Source organism: Natrarchaeobius oligotrophus, assembly GCF_003841465.1.
GTDB lineage: Archaea > Halobacteriota > Halobacteria > Halobacteriales > Natrialbaceae > Natrarchaeobius > Natrarchaeobius oligotrophus.
On sequence record NZ_REFZ01000006.1, the window covers coordinates 285374 to 300304 of the forward strand.

Sequence of the window (14931 nt, forward strand, 5' to 3'; positions counted from 1 at the left end):
TCGTCTGCAGTGATACCGGTGGCTGCTCGAGACGACGTCGTACCGAACGAGTTCGCTGCCGGTGAAAAATAAATCGGAGACGTTCGATCCGCCGTCGTTAGCCGATGATGTTCACCGCCGCCGCACCACCGACTTGGTTGTTCACGTTGGACTGGCTCTGGCTCTGACTGATGCTCTGATCGATCGACTGGTCGCCGGTGGTGCCGACCTCGACGTTCGTGCTATCCGGGTTGTTGTCGTTGTTATCGTTGTCACCGACGTTCACGTTGACGTTGGCGTCACCGTCGATGCCGGTCGCCTCCTGGTTGGCGTTCTGTTGCGCGGTCTGCACGCCGACGTTCGACTGCTCAACGTTCTGGTCCTGGATCACGCCCGCGAACGCTTCCTGATTGACCGTTACGCCGTCGTCCTCGACGATAATCGGGTCGACGTCGTTGTCGTCTTTCGGGTACTCTCCTGCCGCTGCCGTTCCAGCGAGCCCCATAAACGCGAGGGTGCCGATCATCGCTACCGTCAGTGTAATTGCGAGTGTTCGCTTCATAGTTGATCTACGTTTACAAGGCACGCATCACCGCAGCGGAGCAGGGTCGTACGGCCCAGTTAAGGCTGTAAGATCGGTACCGTACTCCGGTGTACCCCGCTGTGACGCGTTGCCCGAGAGATACTCGACACGGACTGGCTCTTGAACCCGGACAACGGTTTCGGGCCGAATACTCGAGTTGGCGTCCGAAACGGTGGCCGTCGGGTGAACGCGTTCATTTCCGGTGGACATATCTATCTCTTTTAGCGAGCGGGCCGCCCCAGGCGCGACGAACCGTATACCGTCGCCGCGTCCATCACCGATCGCGACGAAGGCGGTGCCTTCGCGTGCCGGATTTCAGTAACGATCGGATTTGACCGTCGAAACAGTCTCGAACGGGAGATTGTATCGAATCCACGATCGTCGTCGGATCGATCGCGTCGGACCGATTTCGACTCGATTTCCGTCGCTCATGGATCGCCTACTCCTCCCATCCGTCCCGAAGGTCGCCCTTTCCGCCCGTAAGCGATCGGCTTCGATTCCGTAGGCCGATTCACACCGGAATCAACTGACAGATAACAAAGTCTGTCATCGGGATATGAAGGTTTGCGCCGGTGAGATGCAGAAACAAAAGACTCTCACGGCTCAAGTCAAACGAATCATGACTACCACGACGACGTTACGTTCACAGTGTACGACGGTCCTTATTGCGTGTATCGTAGCCCTATCGATGCTCGCTGTCGGCGCGCCGGCAGCCGCAGCAGGTGAAGACGTCGAGGCGGATTCGATCCACGCGCTCGACAACGGCGAAGAACTCTACCTGGTCTTCGGTGCTGATCTCGGCGATAAGACGCTCGAGGAGTACATCGAGGAAGTCGCCTCGAGCGATCAGTACGCGGACGCCCAGGTGAATCAGTATCAGGACGTCGACCAGGTTAACATCAACCAGCAGTCGAACGCGATCTCCATCTCGATCGACGGCGGCGAAGCGACCGCCGTTCAGGAGTCGACGCAGTACAACAGCAACGACCAGTTCGCGGACGCGTCCGCGGTCAACGTCCAGGAGACCGAGTTCGAGGACGTCGGAACCGTCAACGTCGTCATCGGCAACGGTGACGGCAAACAGTTCGACGGCTGGGGCGTCGCCGACAAGAAAGGTGACAAAGGCGAAGTCGACCCCGACCAGGCCGCTGACGCCGAAGTCGTCCAGAGCCAGGTCGTCGGGCAGCTCAACTACAACGAACAGAACATCGCGTTCGCGATCGCCGAGGAAGGGAGCGAAGCGACCGCGCTCCAGCAGTCCCAGCAATCGAACCAGAACCTCCAGCAGGGAATCGCTAACGCGACGAACGTCTACGCCGGGGACGGTTCGTTCGAAGACCAGTCCGCAACGGCATCGGTCGAGCAGGGACAGGCGGCCGACCAGGTGAACTACAACGAACAGGACGGCGCCATCGCCATCTCCGTCGGCGAGGACAGCACCGCCACGGCGATCCAGCTCACCGAACAGACCAACTTCAACGAACAGCTCGGCGAAGCCGACGCCGAAAACGTCATCGCGTCGCTCGCCGGCATGCAGGTCGCGACCGCGGGCACCGACGACACCACGGTCGCGGACGTCGAGCAGAAGGTCGAGAAGCTCCACGATGACGAGAAGAAAGACGACCACCACAAGAAAGGCGACGGCGTCCAGTCGGCGACCGCCGGCGTCGACCAGGAACAGAGCGCCGAACAGATGAACGTCAACCTCCAGAACACCGCATGGGCGGAGGCGACGAACGGTAACAACGCGACCGCGGTCCAGCTGTCCTACCAGCAGAACGTCAACGCCCAGATCGGATACGCGGACGCGCTGAACGTGTACGCGACGCCCGGCTACCTCCACGAGAGCGTCACCCACACCCAGACCTCGAACGTGGTCGTCGGCGGCGACGACGTCGAAGGCGCGCCCGGCATCGCGTTCGACTACGGCGGCGAAGCGCTCCAGACGAACGACGGCGAGCAGTACGCCACCGCGCAGATCGCCCAGAGCCAGTTCGTCGTCCAGGAGAACGTCGTCGAACAGCAGGGTGCGGTCGCCGTCGCCGAAGACGAGGACGCGGACACGGTGCAGCTGAGCATGCAGGAGAACGAGAACATCCAGTTCGGCTCCGTCGCCGCGGAGAACGTCTGGGTCGCATCGTAACGCTTCGCGCCGTTCGATCGACGTATTCGAGCTTTCGTTTTCCTTCTTCTTCGGTCGCCGTCGACGCGCTCTCGTTCTCGCCGGTAGTCACCACGATCCGACAACGACGGACGTCTCGTCCGCTGCAGGATAGCGGCCGCACTCGAGAACCACCGCGAGTTCGAGCCGCCCTCGAGCGGTCGGTCGACTCGAGGACCAGAACCGGTCGACGGGTCGCCTCGACGATCGTGAACCGAATCGGTCGATTCGACTCGAGATGATGGCGGTCGAGTCGCCGAAACGAGGCGCTTCCGGGTAAGTTATTTAGCGGCCAGTCTGGTGGAACGGGCTATGCACGCTGTCGTAACCGGAGTCGGAGGGCGACTCCATTCACGATCGTCGACCGCCCTCCCCGGACGGATCGACGGATTGCCGACCACACCGCATCGCCGCGGGCGCTCGTCCGGTTCGTCGCCGGCGCTCCGGCCGGTCGGTCGAGGACTGGACGACGGCAGTCGACGCACAGCGCGCCGATCGGTCGACGATTCCCCGGGTAACCCATGTCGGTGATCGACGAGAACGGCGACCTCTTCGGCGTCGTCAACGTCATCGACGCGATCGCGATCGTCCTGGTCGTCTCCGTCCTGGCCGCCGGAGTCGCGGTCGTCACGGGCGGCGACGGAGCGGGAACGAACCTCGGTGCCGCAGGCGCGCTCGCCGTCGGACTGCTGCTGGTCGCGCTGTTCGCCGGCGTCGCGGTCGTTTCCGACGACGGACCCCGGTTCGAGACCAGGTACGCGACCGTCGACCTCGGCGAGCAGCCGGCGTACGTCGCCGAGCGACTCGAGGCGGGCGACGTCGCCTCGCTCGAGGAGACGGACGAGGGAGTGACGGTGACGGACGTCTACGCCACGCCCGTCACGGACCGCCCCCGCGTGACGATCCGGACGGAACTCGACGGCGTAACGACCGAGGACGATCGCGGTCGATCGACGGAACGCTTCGCCGACGTCCCGCTCAAACTGGGTCGCGAGCTGCGTCTCGACTTCGGCGCGTACGGCGTCGACGGGACGATCACCGACGTCGGAGCCGACCCGGACCTTCCGCTCGACGCGACGACGACCACCGTCGAACTCGAGGCCCGAAACGTCTCCCCCGCCGTCGCCAGGGGACTCGAGGTCGGGATGACCGAGACGGTGCGCGGCGAGACGGTCGCGACGGTCGAGGCGGCCGAGCGGGAGCCGGCGACGGTCGTCCTCGAGAGCGACGACGGAACCGTCCACGAGCGCGAACACCCGCGACACGAGGACGTGACGCTGACCGTCAGGCTGCAGACGGTCGAGTCGGAGACTGGTCTCGCCTTTCGGGACGATCGGATCGGGATCGGCACCACGATCGAACTCGCACTCGAGACGCTCACGGTCGAGGGCGAGATTACCCGGATCGGCGACGGTTCGGCGAGCGACTCGAGTCGGTGATCCACCGTGCAAACTGTGCTCCACCGTGCGCGCGACGGATCGCTCCTGGTACAGGTGGTGAGCGGCGTGCGCACTCGAGTTCGAGCCGTACTGGACGGACGCGTCGACGACCGTTCGTCTCGAGGGCGAGCGACGCGGCTCCAGGGTTGCGATAGTTATTTCACCGGCTCCCGACTCGTAGCCGGCATATCGGCCGTCTCGCGTTCCGGGGAGGCGCTCGTCCGGATCGGGTCGACGTCGACGCTGGCCGGACTGGGGAGGGCGGGAACACGCGCCGTCGAATCGTCGTTCGTCTACGGCTGGCTCACCGCCGAACCCGAGCCGGACGTGATCGTCGTCGACCTCCGGGAGACCTGGACCGCCGGCCCCGCGATCTGGGTCGTCGACCGCCTGGTGGGCGGACTGTCGGTCGCCGCGAGGACGTCGCTGCTCGTCGCCGGCGCCCGTCGGGTCGCCTCGAGAGTTCGGGACCGCCCGATTCGAATGGCGAGTCTGTTCGTCCTCGTGGCGACACTCGGCTCGCTGCTGGCGACCTGGTCGACGGCTCCGCTCCCAGGCGACCTCGTGCTCGCACACCTGCTCGCAGCCGCCCTCGCCGGCGTCGGCCTTCGCTCGCGGACGAGTCTGGACGAGTTGCTCGAGACGAGAATCGCACGGGCGTTCGTGGCGGCGTTCGAACCGCCGGTGTCGCCGGAATCGACGGCGGATCGATCGGCCCGACAGAGCGAACGCCGGACCGAATCGGCCTCGAGATCCGACTCCGACCGATAGTAACACGCTCCGAAATCGAGTACCGTCATGACCGTTCGCGTCCCGCTCTTTCCCCCCGTCGTTCGCTGGGCGCTCGTGGCCGGCGTCGCGGCGTTCATCTTCTCCGCGTCGATCCTCGCTCCGCCGCCGGAGACGCCCGTCGACACCGCACAACCGGGGTTCCTCCCGCTCGACAAGTGGCGTCACTTCGTGGCCTACGCGACGCTCGGGTACGCGCTCGCGTACGCGACCAGTACTACCTGGGACGGACGTCGGTGGCGGGCGTTCGTTCTGGTGGTCGTACTGACGTCCCTGTACGGTGCCGGGATCGAACTCGGCCAGTCCGTCATTCCCGACCGACAGTTCGACCCCGGCGACGTCGTCGCGAACGCACTCGGTGCCGCGCTCGTCCTGTTCCGGTTCGCGATTCGGCCGCGGCTCGAGCTCACGCCGGTTTCACAGTGGATTTCGGGGTCGAACTCGACGGAGTCGGAGGGTCCGTCCGAGTAGGGGTACCGACGGGACGCCGAATAGCCCAACGACGTCCGATATCGGGTCGGATCTCGAGCGCGGAGCACGTGAACGAGGGACGCCCGCTACGGGCGAAGCTACGCCACGAGGGACTCGAGACGTCTCCGGGGTCGACAACCGGCATTTCCTTTCCCGTCACTGGTCTTCGTCCGCGACGCTCGGATGCGGCTCGTCGGGCGCGTGCTCCTTCCACTCCTCGCGATCCTCCTCGCCGAACTGCTCGTTGAATACCGCCGTTGCGCGTGCGTATCCCTCGTGGCTCGCGAGCCGTCGTTCGTCGCTCGTGACGGCCCAGTACGTCCCCTTGTGCTCGACGAGGCCGCCGCTTTTCAGACGGGTGAGTGCAGTACTCACCGCCCCGACGTCCAGCTCGATCTCTCGAGCGATCGTTCGTGCCTTTAACGCTCCGTCGTCGTTGGTCGCGAGGAATCCGAGCACCCGGTCGACCGACGAGAGTTCCTCTTCACTCGATCGTTCGAACGGGTCCCGATCAGTCGACATCTCTGCCCGTTACTAACGTCTGCGTTGTTATATTCGCTATCCACGGAACGAGTGGTATTTCTGAAACCACCCGGATTTCGTGTCGAATAGGGTAGCTGGGGAGTCGCTCGAGGGCTCTCCCACGCCCCTCCGGATGAGCCCTCGAGTCGCGCTGGATGCTACCGTGTTGTGGACTGAGAAAAGCGGGTATACGATGTGGGTTGTCCGGTCTGACCGTTCGTCGTCTCTTCACGCAGCGCTTCGACTTTCCGACGGGAGTGAATCATCCAGCATCGTCAACGAGTTCGATCGCTTTGTCTCGTAGTTCAGCGGTCATATGGAGCCCGTGTTCATCCACGCGGCGAACGATCGCTTTCGCTTCGTTCGGTGAAAGGCCCTCCTCTACGGCCCGTACAATCACCCCGACCGTTCCAGTCACGGTCGCGCCGAGTCCACGAGCGACGGTTCGAACCCGGCGGTCGTCGGAGACGATGGCAACCGAGTCGTCGGCATCCTCGTGGGCCAACACAGCCGCGATCAGCCGCACGTCACCGTTCGGTTCGGATTCGCCGAGAACAGTTCGGGCTCGCGTCTCGTCCACCTCCGGATTCGGAGTCGCTGTTTCTACGCCGTCACGATCACAAAACTGTTCGAGATTGGTCCGTGCGGGTTCGGTCGTGACTTCGGTTCGGATCGCCGGAAGAACGACGAGAGTTCCGTCGAACGAGTCGAGCAACGCGAGCTCTCCGATCGTCCCGAGCGCGATGATTGTGGTCGCATCGACGTAGATGCGAGTCATAGATCCCGAGCGCTCTCGGCGTCGGTCTCGAGATCGTCGGGCGATAGCTGGGTCGTGAGGTTGCGTTCACGAGCGATCTCGAGCCACTCGGCAACGCTCACGCCCGCGATCCGTGCGGCTTCGTTCGTCGAGATATCGCCGGTCTGGTACCGCTCCACCGCGCGTCGAACGCGCAGGTCCGAAAGCCCCTCGCGGAGGGCTTTCCGAATAACCGTACTTTTGTCCTCCTCCAGGAGTGCGGCGACTTCTGCCAGAGCCTGCTCGTCCTCGTCGGGAATTCGCGCGCTGATCGACGGCATGTATACAGTGTAGTACACTGTAGCACAAGTCTCTTTCGCTATCTCGACCTCGAACAGGGACGATTTCGGCCGGAAACGACGCCGTCAGCCCTCGTCGTCGACTGCGCTCCCGTGACGAGTCCAGCGCTCGAACGCGCTCGGGTCGGGACCCAGCCACGACGTCAGGCCGCGTCCGCCGCGACGCACCATCGGTACGTCCGTTACGATTCCGTCGCCGGGCAGCTCCCGCCGGGCGCACTCGATCTCCGCGCGAATCTCGCGCAGGTGGCGCTCGAGACTGGCGCTCTCGAGCTCGTCGTCGACGCGCACGTCCGTCAGCACGGCGGCGGTCAGTCGATCGATCGCCTCGAGACAGCCGTCGTAGGTCGTCCGGTTCGTCGGTTTTGGTGGACGGTCGTCGGCTCGAGTTCTGTTCTCCTGTCGGTCGGGGAGTTTACGTCCCCTCGATTCGTCGTTCGACATGGCTTCCGTAGTGTGGTTACGGGAGTTGTCACAGGTTGGTGCGTCAACCACCGACCTGTCACTTTCAGGGCATACCGTGGTGAGCCCGTACCGTTCCCGTAGCATTATTTCATCCTAACCAATCATAAATCTATGCTTTACAGATTATTACTACTGTATAGCAGTATCAACAACCCCTATAGCAGTCTTCTAATGATGCTTCGCCGTAGTTTGATAGAACTCTGCTTAGCAGAGATATACAGATGCGAAAGCGTGCTGAGTGGATGACGCGGGCAGATGATGAGATTCTCGAGTATCTCGAATCGAGGGGTGCTGGTACGCCGAAAGCGATTGCGGACGAAATAGATCGTAATAACGACTACGTCGGCGTCAGATGCCGACAGCTAGCGTCGTACGGCCTAGTCGACCGACCGTCGCGCGGTTTCTACGTGATTACCGACCCCGGTTCGGCGTATCTCGAGGGCGAGCTAGACGCCGAGGAACTCGAGGCGGATGGCTAAGAATTTCGTTGGGACGCCGCTGTACCGGTGCCGTAGATCTTTCAGCCTCGCGAATAGGGTCTCGATAACTCGCCTCTCGAGTGACGCTGTTCCACCACACTCGAGCCGTCCGAAAATCTCCGCGAGCGCTTTCGTCCGCATCTCAACGGTCGCAGTAAGAGACTATTGAGGGATTTCCGAACGTCGGGACGGGTACCGATTGCAGCGATAGGGTGGATTACCCCGCGAAAACGGAGACGGGTACTATATACCTGGTTCTGATACGGGCAGTGACGAATCGTTCCGTCGCTCTTCCCTATACATGTCCGATACCGACGACGTCGACCTAGACCTGACGTGGCGCGAGAAAGGCCGGGCGCTCTATCGCGTCGCCAAGTTCCAGCCGCGGTTCGCCGCGGCGGTGATCGTACTGAGCGTCGTCGCCGCCCTCCTCGAGGGAGTCGGCCTGAGTTTCATCATGCCGATCGTCGACGTCGCACAGGCCGATACGCCGCCCGACGACGCCGACGGACTCCTCGGGATGTTCCTGCTGGCTTACCAGACGCTCGGCATTCCGTTCACGCTCGGCTACCTGGTCGCCGGGGTCGCGGGCGTGATGACGGTTCGATACACCACGTCGTTTCTGGTCGGCTGGTTCCGGGCCGCAATCGAGACGAAATACGTCCGCCACCTGCAGGAGGAGTCGTTCGATCGTGCGCTCGAGGCGGAGATCTCGTACTTCGACCAGGAGGGTTCGGACGATATTCTCAACGCGATCGTCACGCAGGCGGAGTACGCTGGGAAAGTGATCAAGTACGCACTGCGGTCCGTCGAACAGGGTCTTCTCGCCTTGATGTACCTCACTATCGCCCTGATCCTCTCTCCCGTACTGACGCTCCTCACGGCGGTGTTTCTCGGCGGGATGACGCTCCTGTTCAGAAACGTCCTCGCCACGGGTTACTCCCTCGGCGACGAGGTGGCCGACGCGAAAGAGGGGATTCAGTCTCGAGCGCAGGCGGGAACGCAGGGCATCAGAGACGTGAAGCTGTTCGGGATGATCGACGAACTCCGATCGGGATTCTCGGAGTCGGCGGCGAAATTCGAGACCAATCGGATCAAAGTCGAACGAAACGACGCCGCCATCACGAACTACTATCAGCTGATGACCGCCGTCGCCGTCTTCGTGCTGATCTACCTGGCGTTGACGTTCTCCGGGATGAATCTCGGCCAGCTCGGTGTCTTCCTGTTCGCGATGTTCCAGCTCGGACCCAAGATCAGCAACCTCAACAAATACGTCTATCGCGTGGAGAGCGAACTTCCCCACCTCGTTCGGACACAGGAGTTCATCGACGAACTCGAGGGGAACCGAGAACGAACCGGGACGTCACGGAGCGTCCCGAATCGGATCGATCGTATCGAGTTCGACGACGTCTCGTTCAGTTACGACTCGAGCGACGAGACGGTCCTCCACGAGGTCTCGTTCGAGTTCCACCGCGACGACTTCGTCGCGTTCGTCGGTCCCTCGGGTGCCGGCAAATCAACGATCGCCTCGTTACTAGCGCGGATGTACGAACCGGACAGCGGCGAGATTCGGGCCGACGGTCGACCGATCGATACGTTCGACGTCCAGGAGTGGCGCTCTCGAGTTACCGTCGTCAGGCAGGACCCGCACGTGTTCAACGACACACTGCGACGGAACGTCACCGTCGGAAACCGCGATGCCACGCAATCGGCGGTCGAACGAGCGTGCGAGATCGCCCAGGTAACCGAGTTCCTCGACGAGCTGCCGGACGGCTACGACACTGTCCTCGGCGATCAGGGAGTCAAACTCTCCGGCGGTCAGCGCCAGCGCGTCGCCATCGCTCGCGCCCTGCTGAAGGACGCCGATCTGTTGATACTGGACGAAGCGACGAGCGATCTGGACACGTCGCTCGAGCAGCGGGTACACGAAGGGATCGAATCGATGGATCGAGATTACGCGATGTTGGTAATCGCACATCGGCTCTCGACGGTCACCAACGCCGATCGGATCTACACGATGGAACACGGCCGGATCGTCGAGGCTGGTCCACACGAGGAGCTGGTATCGAACTCGAGTACGTATTCATCGTTATATACGCTGCAATCGAGATGATCACACAGTTTAACTCGAACTCGACTGGAATAGGCCTGAAGAACCGACTCGAGCGAAATTTTCGAAGATTTAGTGGCTATCTGATGACCTGGCTCCATTCGGGCCACAAATATCGAGCGCCGATAAGACCATACAACCTCGTATGGGTGTCACCAGCTTCGATCGACCGATGTCCCGTCGAATCGCCCGAGGTTTCTCCAGTTATCCCTTCTGCCGTCATCGGTGGAAACTGGGATCGAGAATTGAGGTTGTTTCAGGACGACGTGGTTTTCCGGTCGTTCGAGAAGCGCTTCAACGAAGGTGTCGAATGGGAGCAGACACCGTACTACAGCCGTATGAAAGAATGGATCGCAAAAAGCGGCTCGTACAAAGGAATGACCAATACCACTGAGCTGGATCGGCGTTGTTCCAACTTAGAGAAACTGTACACAACAATCAAACAGGACGGATACACACCTCAACGGCGCTTGACAAAACGGAAAATAAGAGAGTTAGACAATGAACCACACTTTCCGTTGGAGCAGAAAGAGATCACAGTAGACGTCGCTCGTGACGGGGAGCTTCTGTGGTATGCCGGTGCTCATCGATTGTCGATCGCAAAAATTTTAGATCTCAAATCAATTCCCGTCCGCATTCGGATTCGACACGAAAAATGGCAGCAGCTGCGTGATCGAGTTTATGAAGGGACCCAACATGACGAGATACCTACCACGAACCATCCCGATTTAAATCCGGAAAGTGTCAAGGCGATCCGTGCAAATATTTAAAAATGGCATCTGGTACAAACGGATGGACGAATCTAAAACGCACATGAAGGGTCACTCTGTGAACCACATTTGTTTGTATCTTCCATCGCTCAGAGGTGGTGGCGCTGAAAGAGTTATGGTCCGGCTCGCAAACGAATTTGCGGACAGAGGATACACAGTAGACCTCGTTCTCGTCCAAATGAAAGGGGAGTATGTGGATGACGTTTCTGACGACGTCAATGTATTTGACCTCGACGCTCGTCGGTTTCTCGCAGCAGTCCCTCCACTCGTACAGTACATGTCGTCGTCACGTCCGGATGTGTTAATGTCGACACTCGATACTGCCAACGTCGCGGCAATCGTCGCCGAGAAACTCTCCAGCGTGGATAGCCGCATTATCATTCGGATATCCAACACCATGAGTGCTAAAAAAAAGGAATTGTCTCATCCGAAACACCTGGTTGTGCATCTGGCAGCGAAACTCACTTACCCACATTCCGATCACGTTATCGGGGTTTCAGAAGGGGTAACGCAAGACGTTATCACACAGTGTGGGGTCGATCCCGGTCAGGCAACAACGATTTATAATCCAGTCGTAGACGGATCACTGTTGACGGCTCGTGAAGAAACCGTCGATCATCCATGGTTTGGGACTGAAACAGGACCTGTTATCCTTGGTGTAGGCGAGCTATCCGAACAAAAAGGTTTTGATACACTGGTTCGAGCGTTCAACCAAATCGACGGACACCCTGAGTCTCGATTGATCATCTTAGGCCAGGGGGACGAACGTGATTCACTGCTTCAACTCGCAGAGGAGCTTGGAGTCGAACAAAGAATCGATTTGCCGGGATTCGTCGCTAACCCGTACGCGTATATGGGAAAATGCGACGTGTTCGTACTTTCTTCGAGATGGGAGGGGTGCCCCAACGTACTTATCGAAGCGTTAGCTTGCGGCGCACCGGTTGTGGCGACTGACTGTCCAAGCGGTCCTCGAGAGATTTTAAAAAATGGCAATGTTGGTTCACTAGTCCCAGTCGACGATGTTGATTCGATGGCAAGAGAGATTGCCAACTGTCTAGATGAAGACTCAGTAGGTGTTTGTTTTGAAGAATTGCCACAATCGTTTGGAATTACTGAAATTGCAGATAAATATATTAAAATTATGACAGATTCTATCGAACCCAGTTTAAACACCCATTTCGATAGCGATAGGCACTAAATATTTTTGAGAAGCCATCATTCACTGAGTGACCGTATATGACTACATGCTATGCCAAAAGGGCCTTTCAAACACTCCAAGAGGAAAGTATCGGAAAGATTTCTAAAAAATTTATTAATATTGTCCTTTGGAAGCTATCTAATAAAGATAATCAGATCCACTTCAATTCATTCAAAAATGTGATATTTAACAAGGTGAAATACGATGCCCCTAAGAGTCCATTTGAAACTATACTGATTGATTCAAATAAAATAAAACACTCAATGAAGTATGATAACCAAGGTAAGTGGGTGGTGGATCCCCCCAAATACGGAGGACTAGGCCAGGTTAAGAATGATGACTGGGATAAAACCGAATATCGAAGAGAAGTAGACAAATTATGGATAGTAAATGGCTTAAAAGAGAGGTTTAACGAAGGTAAAAATTGGGAAGACACGGTGTATTACAATTACCTATATGACAAGCATAGCCGTACTAACAAATATAAAGAACGAGGGTATGATAGTGTAGAAGATTATGTGATATCTCAGTGCAAAAATTATGATTCACTATATAGCGAGATTAAAGACAGGGGTTACCAACCGAATCATAGAGGAAAGAGACGGAGACCAGGCAGTAATTTGATGATGCGAGATCAATTAGAAGTATTGATTGTGATTGATAGATATGGAAACATTAACTTCACAGAAGGTTACCACCGATTTGCAATAGCACGATGTTTGGATTTAGAAATCCCTGCACACGTTCTCTGTCGACATAAAAACTGGCAGATGATTCGAGATCATGTTTACAATAGCGAGGATCTTGAGGACTACAAAGAGGAGTTACAGAATCATCCAGATCTCCAAGATCTATTCACCGAATGAGTTCCATCATCGTCGCACTGTCTAGTTTAGCACCTCCTCAGCCGTCGTTCGGCCATGGAACGCTTGATTCGGCCGATCGTGGTTTTAGTGGTCTCTGAAGCGTCTGAGCTAGCGGCGTGCGTTGGCTGCACTGCCCCGCCAGAAGGAGTGAAAGCGGTCGATCCGCATTGAGACGGTCTGAAACACTTTTCGACATGGTTTCGATCGTTGTAGTTGAGCTGACCGCTCAATCCGTGGCGAGCGAGGACAGTCAGATACCCGCCAGCATCGACGAGAAACTCTGTTTCGTCGATATTGTGTTTCTCAGTGAGACGATGCAGGAACGCTGCCGCGGGGTCGGTCCCGCGGAGGCTGTAGACGCCAATTTCGAGCAGAATTTCGATTCTGTGTCGATCACAGCATACAACCACTATTCGTCTTTAGTTAAGACTCACACCTCGGTTGCGTAGCGGTAGCGAGCGTCATTTGTAACACTAGCCGTTGTTGGTGGATCTTCTGTGCGTCTTCGATCAGTCGGTCGAACAGCGGTGGCGGCGAGTAGCCGAGATGTTCGCCAAGTTCGTGGAGGATGAGCTGGGCGTGCGACCGGAAGGTCGCCGCCCAGCGTTCCGTCGGAAACACGATCTCATCGTCCGCCTGTTCGGTGACCAGATCAAGCAATTCACGACTCACGAGCAGTGACAGCAACGCCGCCTACAGCAGAATTTCGACAATATGCTTCTTCGTCGTGTCGAACTCGTCCAGTTCGTACTGCGTCTTCAACTCCCGAAACAGCAACTCCACTTCCCACCGACAGCGATAGATCGTCCCTAGATCCGACGGCAGGAACTCCTCTCTCGGCAGATTCGTGATATACTGGTGGTAGTCGTCGGCGTCCACAAGGAGGACGCCGACGACGCGAAACCGCTTCATATCGCGTGATTGCGTCCCTCTGTACGGTCTTCGGTCGAACTCGGCTTCGACTTCCACGTCGATGTACTCGCGGTGCAGATCATCCACAACATCGTGGATCTTCTCACCTTCCAAGGGAATGGCGCGCCCGCGCCATTCCCGTAATTCCTCCGTAACGACCGGGTTTGCGCTCTCTTTCAGCCGGCTCACGAAGTAGCCGTCGTTCTCATCAATCAACGCGAAGCGGCGATACTTGAAGTAGGCTCGGTCGAACAGGACGAGCCGTTCTTCGAGCCACGATCCTGTGTTAAACAACGTGCTGTCGTGCGTTTTCTCGTCAGTCACGTCGAGCCGTTCTATCGTTTGCTCGGTGGCATTGTGGAGCAGGTGGAGTTTCGCTCCAGCCTGCTCCTCTTTCCGAGCTTCGTACTCATCGGCGTGGAACTCGTGTAACCGCAATACCGTTCCATCAGCGATCATCACGTCCCTGAAGCGGTCGATATCAGCGGTCAACAGTGTCAGGGACAGCGACCTCATCGAGGCCGTGCTCGATGAGGTCACGAAAGTACTCTGCAAGAGACGGCGTCAACCGGTGATAGAAGCCGCCGGGAAGATCGTCTCGTCAGCAGTGGAGTTGTAGCTGCGTCTGAAGCAGCGAGTGTTCGGCTTTCGCCTCCGGCGAAGCCAAACACGAATGCTCAGACGAAGGCAGGAATCTGGGGCTTGCGGTCACGTTCGACCACCCCAAGTTCCTCGGCGTGCTCTTCAAGGAACTCGGAGGGAAACAGTGTAGTGAGCCGACGTATAATCCGAGATGAAGAGGCATTGGAGGACACAGCCGTTGCCTCATCATTCCTCTCGAAAAGATTCCTCGATAAGCCGCCGCTGTCAGGTGGTTCTTGCCTTAGCTAAAGACGGATAGTACAACCAGTTTTTCTCGCCGTAGACCCCGATCTGTTTCTCGTCAACCGCGACCCGCGACGACGGAGTGATTAGCGCAACGGATGAATACGTAGCCAGCGTATTCTCCGTGATGGCGGAAGTACGTCGGTTTGAGGTCGTCGAGCATCTGTCGAACACAGAATTGAACCAAGCGATCGAGGAGGCACAGAA

At 58.4% G+C, this 14931-nt stretch carries 14 protein-coding genes and 2 pseudogenes; 9 read left to right on the top strand and 7 right to left on the bottom strand.

Translation table 11 applies throughout. The features are described 5' to 3' along the window. Positions 1 to 97: 97 nt before the first annotated feature. Entirely contained in the window at positions 98 to 541 is a 444-nt protein-coding gene (locus EA472_RS22780) for a hypothetical protein (protein ID WP_207891153.1), read from the bottom strand. 709 nt (positions 542 to 1250) lie between these two features. Between EA472_RS22780 and EA472_RS11395 the strand changes: the two genes are divergently transcribed. The 4 genes from EA472_RS11395 to EA472_RS11410 all read left to right on the top strand — a co-directional run bounded on the left by EA472_RS11395 (position 1251) and on the right by EA472_RS11410 (position 5422). Next, entirely contained in the window at positions 1251 to 2705 is a 1455-nt protein-coding gene (locus EA472_RS11395; RefSeq protein WP_124191633.1) for a hypothetical protein, read from the top strand. Positions 2706 to 3244: 539 nt separating this feature from the next. Beyond that, positions 3245 to 4162: a DUF4330 domain-containing protein gene (locus EA472_RS11400; protein ID WP_124191634.1), complete on the top strand. Its 918-nt coding sequence runs from the start codon at positions 3245 to 3247 to the stop codon at positions 4160 to 4162. Positions 4163 to 4168: 6 nt separating this feature from the next. Further along, positions 4169 to 4933: a hypothetical protein gene (locus EA472_RS11405; RefSeq protein WP_124191635.1), complete on the top strand. Its 765-nt coding sequence runs from the start codon at positions 4169 to 4171 to the stop codon at positions 4931 to 4933. Positions 4934 to 4960: 27 nt separating this feature from the next. Then, complete coding sequence (locus EA472_RS11410; protein ID WP_124191636.1) at positions 4961 to 5422, top strand: VanZ family protein; 462 nt, start codon at positions 4961 to 4963, stop codon at positions 5420 to 5422. Positions 5423 to 5578: 156 nt separating this feature from the next. On the opposite strand, the gene EA472_RS11415 is transcribed toward EA472_RS11410, so the two are convergent. From EA472_RS11415 to EA472_RS11430, 4 genes are all read right to left on the bottom strand, one after another. Then, positions 5579 to 5944 carry a MarR family transcriptional regulator gene (locus EA472_RS11415; protein WP_124191637.1) on the bottom strand — a complete coding sequence of 122 codons (366 nt, stop codon included), beginning with the start codon at positions 5942 to 5944 and terminating at the stop codon, positions 5579 to 5581. Positions 5945 to 6206: 262 nt separating this feature from the next. Then, positions 6207 to 6470, bottom strand: coding sequence for a DUF3368 domain-containing protein (locus EA472_RS22785; RefSeq protein ID WP_207891154.1), 264 nt, complete (start codon positions 6468 to 6470; stop codon positions 6207 to 6209). A 248-nt stretch (positions 6471 to 6718) separates the two neighbouring features. Beyond that, positions 6719 to 7021, bottom strand: a complete 303-nt coding sequence (locus EA472_RS11425) for a UPF0175 family protein (protein WP_124191639.1) — start codon at positions 7019 to 7021, stop codon at positions 6719 to 6721. An 84-nt stretch (positions 7022 to 7105) separates the two neighbouring features. Beyond that, complete coding sequence (locus EA472_RS11430) at positions 7106 to 7483, bottom strand: hypothetical protein (protein WP_124191640.1); 378 nt, start codon at positions 7481 to 7483, stop codon at positions 7106 to 7108. A 263-nt stretch (positions 7484 to 7746) separates the two neighbouring features. Here EA472_RS11430 and EA472_RS11435 point away from each other — a divergent pair, with 263 nt between their 5' ends. The 5 genes from EA472_RS11435 (at position 7747) to EA472_RS11455 (ending at position 12927) form a co-directional block, all read left to right on the top strand. Further along, positions 7747 to 7983 carry a hypothetical protein gene (locus EA472_RS11435; protein ID WP_124191641.1) on the top strand — a complete coding sequence of 79 codons (237 nt, stop codon included), beginning with the start codon at positions 7747 to 7749 and terminating at the stop codon, positions 7981 to 7983. A gap of 301 nt (positions 7984 to 8284) precedes the next feature. Continuing rightward, positions 8285 to 10096 carry an ABC transporter ATP-binding protein gene (locus EA472_RS11440; protein WP_124191642.1) on the top strand — a complete coding sequence of 604 codons (1812 nt, stop codon included), beginning with the start codon at positions 8285 to 8287 and terminating at the stop codon, positions 10094 to 10096. Between the two features lie 83 nt (positions 10097 to 10179). Then, on the top strand, positions 10180 to 10863 hold the full coding sequence (locus tag EA472_RS11445; protein WP_124191643.1) for a hypothetical protein: 684 nt from the start codon (positions 10180 to 10182) through the stop codon (positions 10861 to 10863). A 43-nt stretch (positions 10864 to 10906) separates the two neighbouring features. Beyond that, complete coding sequence (locus EA472_RS11450; RefSeq protein ID WP_279387174.1) at positions 10907 to 12061, top strand: glycosyltransferase; 1155 nt, start codon at positions 10907 to 10909, stop codon at positions 12059 to 12061. 38 nt (positions 12062 to 12099) lie between these two features. After that, positions 12100 to 12927, top strand: a complete 828-nt coding sequence (locus tag EA472_RS11455; RefSeq protein WP_124191645.1) for a hypothetical protein — start codon at positions 12100 to 12102, stop codon at positions 12925 to 12927. A 21-nt stretch (positions 12928 to 12948) separates the two neighbouring features. Here the strand turns inward: EA472_RS11455 and EA472_RS11460 are convergent. Together EA472_RS11460 and EA472_RS11465 are read right to left on the bottom strand one after the other, a co-directional pair. After that, positions 12949 to 13336 (bottom strand): annotated as a pseudogene (locus EA472_RS11460) (IS6 family transposase); the annotation flags it as partial. 14 nt (positions 13337 to 13350) lie between these two features. Further along, positions 13351 to 14624: pseudogene (locus tag EA472_RS11465) on the bottom strand (IS4 family transposase). Positions 14625 to 14931: the final 307 nt, after the last annotated feature.

Bases quoted from the DNA above. Each gene is read 5' to 3' on its own strand.
- EA472_RS11450 (WP_279387174.1), top strand. From the start codon at position 10,907: ATGAAGGGTCACTCTGTGAACCACATTTGTTTGTATCTTCCATCGCTC.
- EA472_RS11445 (WP_124191643.1), top strand. From the start codon at position 10,180: ATGACCTGGCTCCATTCGGGCCACAAATATCGAGCGCCGATAAGACCA.
- EA472_RS11410 (WP_124191636.1), top strand. From the start codon at position 4,961: ATGACCGTTCGCGTCCCGCTCTTTCCCCCCGTCGTTCGCTGGGCGCTC.
- EA472_RS11455 (WP_124191645.1), top strand. From the start codon at position 12,100: ATGACTACATGCTATGCCAAAAGGGCCTTTCAAACACTCCAAGAGGAA.
- EA472_RS11435 (WP_124191641.1), top strand. From the start codon at position 7,747: ATGACGCGGGCAGATGATGAGATTCTCGAGTATCTCGAATCGAGGGGT.
- EA472_RS11430 (WP_124191640.1), bottom strand. From the start codon at position 7,483: ATGTCGAACGACGAATCGAGGGGACGTAAACTCCCCGACCGACAGGAG.
- EA472_RS11425 (WP_124191639.1), bottom strand. From the start codon at position 7,021: ATGCCGTCGATCAGCGCGCGAATTCCCGACGAGGACGAGCAGGCTCTG.
- EA472_RS11415 (WP_124191637.1), bottom strand. From the start codon at position 5,944: ATGTCGACTGATCGGGACCCGTTCGAACGATCGAGTGAAGAGGAACTC.
- EA472_RS11440 (WP_124191642.1), top strand. From the start codon at position 8,285: ATGTCCGATACCGACGACGTCGACCTAGACCTGACGTGGCGCGAGAAA.
- EA472_RS11395 (WP_124191633.1), top strand. From the start codon at position 1,251: ATGCTCGCTGTCGGCGCGCCGGCAGCCGCAGCAGGTGAAGACGTCGAG.
- EA472_RS11400 (WP_124191634.1), top strand. From the start codon at position 3,245: ATGTCGGTGATCGACGAGAACGGCGACCTCTTCGGCGTCGTCAACGTC.
- EA472_RS22780 (WP_207891153.1), bottom strand. From the start codon at position 541: ATGAAGCGAACACTCGCAATTACACTGACGGTAGCGATGATCGGCACC.